General features: G+C 75.0%; 6 protein-coding genes. 1 reads left to right on the top strand and 5 read right to left on the bottom strand.

The window, feature by feature from the left end:
• From KBX39_RS22135 to KBX39_RS22115, 5 genes are all read right to left on the bottom strand, one after another.
• A partial coding sequence (locus KBX39_RS22135) for a beta-ketoacyl synthase (RefSeq protein ID WP_210872299.1) occupies positions 1-827 on the bottom strand: 827 nt, incomplete at its 3' end.
• A 2-nt stretch (positions 828-829) separates the two neighbouring features.
• Positions 830-1069 (bottom strand): acyl carrier protein, encoded by a 240-nt coding sequence (locus tag KBX39_RS22130; protein ID WP_007072348.1) that lies wholly within the window; start codon positions 1067-1069, stop codon positions 830-832.
• An 83-nt stretch (positions 1070-1152) separates the two neighbouring features.
• Complete coding sequence (locus tag KBX39_RS22125; RefSeq protein WP_043329189.1) at positions 1153-2097, bottom strand: beta-ketoacyl-ACP synthase III; 945 nt, start codon at positions 2095-2097, stop codon at positions 1153-1155.
• A complete protein-coding gene (locus KBX39_RS22120) occupies positions 2098-3264 on the bottom strand; it encodes an acyltransferase domain-containing protein (RefSeq protein ID WP_113972617.1) in 1167 nt (388 codons plus the stop codon). It lies immediately after the preceding gene.
• A gap of 98 nt (positions 3265-3362) precedes the next feature.
• Positions 3363-4637, bottom strand: coding sequence for a CdaR family transcriptional regulator (locus KBX39_RS22115; protein WP_274479170.1), 1275 nt, complete (start codon positions 4635-4637; stop codon positions 3363-3365).
• Between the two features lie 100 nt (positions 4638-4737).
• On the opposite strand from KBX39_RS22115, the gene KBX39_RS22110 reads away from it, so the two are divergent.
• A complete protein-coding gene (locus KBX39_RS22110; protein ID WP_043329196.1) occupies positions 4738-5067 on the top strand; it encodes a hypothetical protein in 330 nt (109 codons plus the stop codon).
• The last annotated feature ends 168 nt before the right edge of the window (positions 5068-5235 follow it).

The raw sequence follows: 5235 nt of genomic DNA, 5'->3' as shown, positions 1-5235 counted from the left end.
CCCTCGGCGTGCGGCTGCACGATGTCGTACGCGTCCGAGGTGATCCCCGCGCCGGCCAGGCGCGCGTACACCCGGGCGCCCCGGGCGGCGGCGTGGTCGGCGCGCTCCAGGATCACCACGCCCGCGCCCTCACCGAGGACGAAGCCGTCGCGACCGGAGTCCCACGGCCGGGAGGCCCGCTCCGGCTCGTCGTTGCGGGTCGACATGGCCCGCATCGAGCTGAAGCCGGCGATCGGCAGCGGGTGGATGACCGCCTCGGTGCCGCCGGCCACCACCACGTCGGCCCGGCCGGCGCGGATGATGTCCAGACCCAGCGCGATCGCCTCCGCGCCGGTCGCGCAGGCGCTGGCGACGGTGTGCACGCCGGCCTTGGCGCCCAGCTCCAGCCCGACCCAGGCGGCCGGACCGTTCGGCATCAGCATCGGGATGGTGTGCGGGGAGACCCGCCGCGGGCCCGACTTCTCCAGGATGTCGTCCTGGGCGAGCAGGGTGGTGGCGCCGCCGATGCCCGAGCCGACGCTGACCGCCAGGCGCTCCGGGTCCGGCCCGGCCTCGGCCAGCCCGGCGTCGGCCCACGCCTGCCGGGCGGCGATGATGGCGATGGCCTCCGAGCGGTCCAGCCGGCGCAGCTTCACCCGGTCCAGCACCTCGGACGGGTCCACCGCCAGCTGGGCGGCGATCCGGACGGGCAGGTCCGCCGCCCACTCCTGGGTGAGCGCACTCACCCCGGAGCGGCCGGCGAGCATGGCGTCCCAGGTCGACGCGACGTCCCCGCCGAGCGGGGTCGTCGCGCCGAGCCCGGTGACGACGACGTCGGGACGACTCATGATCAGGACTGCGCCTCGATGTAGCTGACCGCGTCACCGACCGTCTTGAGGTTCTGCACCTCGTTGTCCGGGATCTTGACGCCGAACTTCTCCTCGGCCGCCACCACGACCTCCACCATGGAGAGCGAGTCGACGTCGAGGTCGTCGGTGAAGGACTTCCCCTCGGCCACGTCGTCCGGGTTCACCCCGGCAACCTCTTCGAGGATCTCGGCGAGGCCGGCGGTGATCTCGTCACGGGTCATTGCGGTTGGTTCCTCTCATCGGGGGTTACCGGTGACCGGCGTCGCCGGTCACGCGCCTCGGCGCGTTCGCGCCCGAGGGGGTCTCAGGGGCAGCGCACGACCTGACCGGCGTAGGTCAGGCCGCCGCCGAAGCCGAACAGCAGGACCGGGGCGCCCGAGGGCACCTCGCGCCGCTCGACCAGCTTCGACAGGGCCAGCGGGATGCTCGCCGCCGACGTGTTGCCGGACTCGACGATGTCCTTGGCGATGATCGCGTCCGGAATGTTCAGCCGCTTCGCGATGCCGTCGATGATCCGGCCGTTGGCCTGGTGCGGCACGAACGCGGCCAGCTCCGACGGGGCCACGCCGGCCCGCTCGCAGGCCTGCAGCGCGAGCGGGGCCAGCGCGGTGGTGGCCCAGCGGAACACCGACTGCCCCTCCTGCGCGATGTACGGCTGCCAGCCCTCGATGCGTACCGCGTCGCTCTTCTCCGGCGCGGAGCCCCAGACCACCGGCCCGATCCCGGCCGGCTCGTCGTCGGCGGTCGCGGTCACCACGGCCGCCCCGGCGCCGTCGGCGAAGATGATGCAGGTCGAGCGGTCGGTCCAGTCGGTGAAGTCGGAGAGCTTCTCGGCGCCGACGACGATCGCGTTGCGCGCCGCGCCGGCCCGGATCGCGTGGTCCACGGTGCCCAGCCCGTACGCGAAGCCGGAGCAGGCGGTGTTGAGGTCGTACGCGGCGGGCGCGGTGACGCCGAGCTTCGCCGCGACCCGGCAGGCCACGTTGGGACTGCGGTCCACCGACGAGCAGGTGGCCACCACGACCATGTCGATGTCGGCGGCGGTGAGGCCGGAGTTGGCGAGCGCCTTGCCGGCGGCGGCGGTGGCCATGTCGGCGACCGTCTCGTCGCCCGCGATCCGCCGGGTGGCGATGCCGACCCGGTCCCGGATCCATTCGTCGCTGGTGTCCACCATCTGCGCGATCTCGTCGTTCGTGACGACGCGGGAGGGCTGGTAGTGCCCCATCGCGACGATCCGGCTGCCGGCCATTTAGTGCGTTCCTCCGATGCGGACGAGGGGCTGGCCCGGGGCGACCGGGTCGTCGTGGTGCGCGAGCCACTCGGTGAGCAGCCCGTTGTCGTGTGCGGTCACCTCGACCGGCCCCTGCGCTCCGGTGACGTGGCCGAGGACCTGGCCGGCGCGTACCTCGGCGCCCACCGTCGCCTCGGCCGCCCGGGCGAGGCGGCCGGCGGCGGGGGAGACGACCACCCGGAACCACGGCGCGTACGGGCGGGCGGGACCGGCGTGCCGGGCGACCAGCCGCCGCGCGGCGGGCAGGTCGGCGGGGGTGTTCAGAGTGACGATCTCGGGCGCGCCCTCGCCCTTGAGTTCCCGCTTGACCAGTCCGGCGAGGGTGCCGGCGGGCGGCAGCTCGATCACGCCGGTGACCCCGAGGTCGGCCAGCGTACGCATGCACAGGTCCCAGCGGACCGGGGCGGTGACCTGCCGGACCAGCCGCTGCAGCGTCTCCGGGCCGTGCCCGACCGGCGCGCCGTCGAGGTTGGACAGCAGGATCCGGGCCGGGGCGGAGGCGGTGACACCGGCGGCGACGGCGGCCAGCGCGGCCTCGGCCGGCGCCATGTACGGCGTGTGGAACGCGCCGGCCACCTGGAGCCGGATGATCCGGGTGCGGGCCGGCGGTTCGGCGGCGAGCTTGTCCAGCCCGTCGATCGCGCCGGCGGCCACGATCTGACCGGCGCCGTTGCGGTTGGCCGGGTGCAGCCCGTGGGACTGGAGCGCGGCGAGCACCTCGTCCGGGTCGCCGCCGAGCACCGCGGCCATCCCGGTCGGTTCCAGCGCGCAGGCCGCGGCCATCTCGTGTCCGCGTACGCCGGCGAGCGTCACGGCGGCCTCGGCCGGCAGTACCCCGGCCAGGGCGGCGGCGCCCAGCTCACCCACGCTGTGCCCGGCGACCAGCGCGACGTCGTGCATCGGCAGGTGCTCGGCGGCGAGCAGCGCGGCGGCGACCAGCAGCGGCTGGGTACGGGCGGTGTCCTTGATCTCGTCCGCGTCCGCCCGGGTGCCCAAATGGATCAGGTCCACCCCGGCCAGGGCCGACCACCAGCGCAGGCGCGCCTCGACACCGTCGAGGTCGAGCCACGGAGCGAGGAAGCCGGGCTTCTGCGAACCCTGTCCCGGAGAGAGTACGGCGAGCACGTGTACGACTCTGACGGATACTCGCGGGTCGCGCTGTAACGCACGGCACGAAACCGCACTAGAACCTTTGGAGGAAACCTACAAAAATCGGTGGGCGGTCATCGCCGGTCGGAGACCCCCGGTACCACCGGGTCGAGCCTACCCACAGTCAGCGCCACCTGCAGCGCGAAGGCGTCGCGCGGGGCCAGCGGCGAGAAGGCGGTCACCTCGGCGATCCGCTTCAGGCGGTAGCGCACGGTGTTCGGGTGCACGAAGAGCGCCCGGGCGGCGCTCTCCAGCGTGCCACCGGCGGCGAAGAACGCGTCCAGCGTCTCCAGCAGCTCGCCGCCGGAGCGGGCCAGTGCCGCGTACACGTCGTGGCGCAACCGGCGGCGGGCCTCGGTGTCGCCGGCCAGCGCCCGCTCCGGCAGCAACTCGTCCGCGGCGACCGGGCACGGCGCGGTCGGCCAGGCCGGCGCGGCCCGGAACCCGGCCAGCGCGGCCCGCGCCGACTCGGTGGCCTCGTCCAGGCTGGGCACCGCCGGGCCGACCACCACCGGCCCCTCACCGAAGGCGGTACGCAGCTTCTCCGTGGCCGCCACCGGGTCGGCCGCCCCGCCCAGCACGATGACCAGCCGGTCGCCGTGCACGCCGCCGATCACCTCGACGCCGATCCGCCGGGCCTGCCGGTAGACGGTGTGCAGCACGGCGGCCACCTCGCCGCCGGGGGAACGGCCCACCGCCACCGCGACCGGTGGGGCGTCCGTCCAGCCGAGCGCGGCGGCCCGGCTGGCCAGCACGTCCGGGGAGTCGCCGCGCAGCAACGCGTCGACCAGCAGCGCCTGCAACCGGGCGTCCCAGGAGCCGCGGCTCTCGGCGGCCCGGGCGTAGACCCGCGCGGCGGCGAACGCGATCTCCCGGGAGAAGCGCAGCACCGCCTCCCGCAGCGACTGCTCCTCGCCCGGCACGGCCAGCTCCGACACCTGCTCCTCGACCACGTCGATGGTCACCTTGATCAGCGCCACGGTCTGCTGGAGGCTGATCGAGCGGGCCAGCGCCTGCGGCGCGGCGGCGAAGACCTCGTCCGACACCTCCTGGGTGCGGTCGGTGGCCCCGCCACCCTGGCGCAGCCACTGCACCAGTGACCGCACGCCGGCCTGGGCCACGAGCATGACCCAGGAGCGCTGGTCGGCGGGCAGGTCGCGGAACCAGGGCAGTGTCTCGTCCATCCGGGCCACGCTGGCGGTGGCCAGGCCGCCCGCCGCCCGTTCGATACGCCGCAGCGTCGCCGACGTCTCCGTGCCGCCCGGTTCGCTCACCGCACCAGCCTGACATGCGCTGAGCAGCGGTTCCACTCCGAGGTGGCGGCTTCGCCGTGGCGTGACGATCTCCACCGGTACGCGCTGGCGATCTTGTCCGGGTGGGCCAGTACGGTGTCAGGGCGCGCCCGGGCTGTTCCGGCGGGCGCGCGAGGGCGACGGTGAGGAGGCCGGGATGGCGCAGGGGGAGGCCGAGCACGGTTGCGCCCAGGGCGAGCCGTGCCGGCGTGGCCACGACCAGCCGGTCACGGCCACGCACCCGCGTCGGCCGTGCCTGCACCACCAGGGCGAGCAGGCCGTCGGCCGGGCCGCGGAGCGCGCCGAGGACGAGCCGGCGGTGCCCCGTCAGCGGGCCGTCGAGCCGGCGCATCTCGCGGACGAGGCGTCGCCGGAGCAGGGTTGTCGCAGCGACCTGGCGGGCTGGGCGGGCGCCCACCGCCACGGCGCGGTACGCCCGCGCAACCGTACGGTCCGCCGGGAGCGCCCGCCGCGCCGCTGGTGCTGACGCGGAGCCGGGCGGGTTGACGCCGACGCGGTGTCGGGCCGGGCTCAGCGGGTGCGGCGGCGCACCAGCAGCGCGATGCCGGCGAGCCCGGCGGTGCTGACCAGCACGACGCCCACGTTGAGCAGCAGCAGCGGCTGGAGTTCGCCGAGGGCGGTGTCGAGTTCGCCC

Origin of the sequence: Micromonospora sp. D75 (genome assembly GCF_018070405.1) — a bacterium.
In the GTDB taxonomy this organism is placed as follows: Bacteria; Actinomycetota; Actinomycetes; order Mycobacteriales; family Micromonosporaceae; genus Micromonospora; species Micromonospora chalcea.
This window is presented reverse-complemented; position numbering and strand designations above follow the sequence as displayed.

Bases quoted from the DNA above. Each gene is read 5' to 3' on its own strand.
- KBX39_RS22110 (WP_043329196.1), top strand. From the start codon at position 4,738: ATGGCGCAGGGGGAGGCCGAGCACGGTTGCGCCCAGGGCGAGCCGTGC.
- KBX39_RS22125 (WP_043329189.1), bottom strand. From the start codon at position 2,097: ATGGCCGGCAGCCGGATCGTCGCGATGGGGCACTACCAGCCCTCCCGC.
- KBX39_RS22130 (WP_007072348.1), bottom strand. From the start codon at position 1,069: ATGACCCGTGACGAGATCACCGCCGGCCTCGCCGAGATCCTCGAAGAG.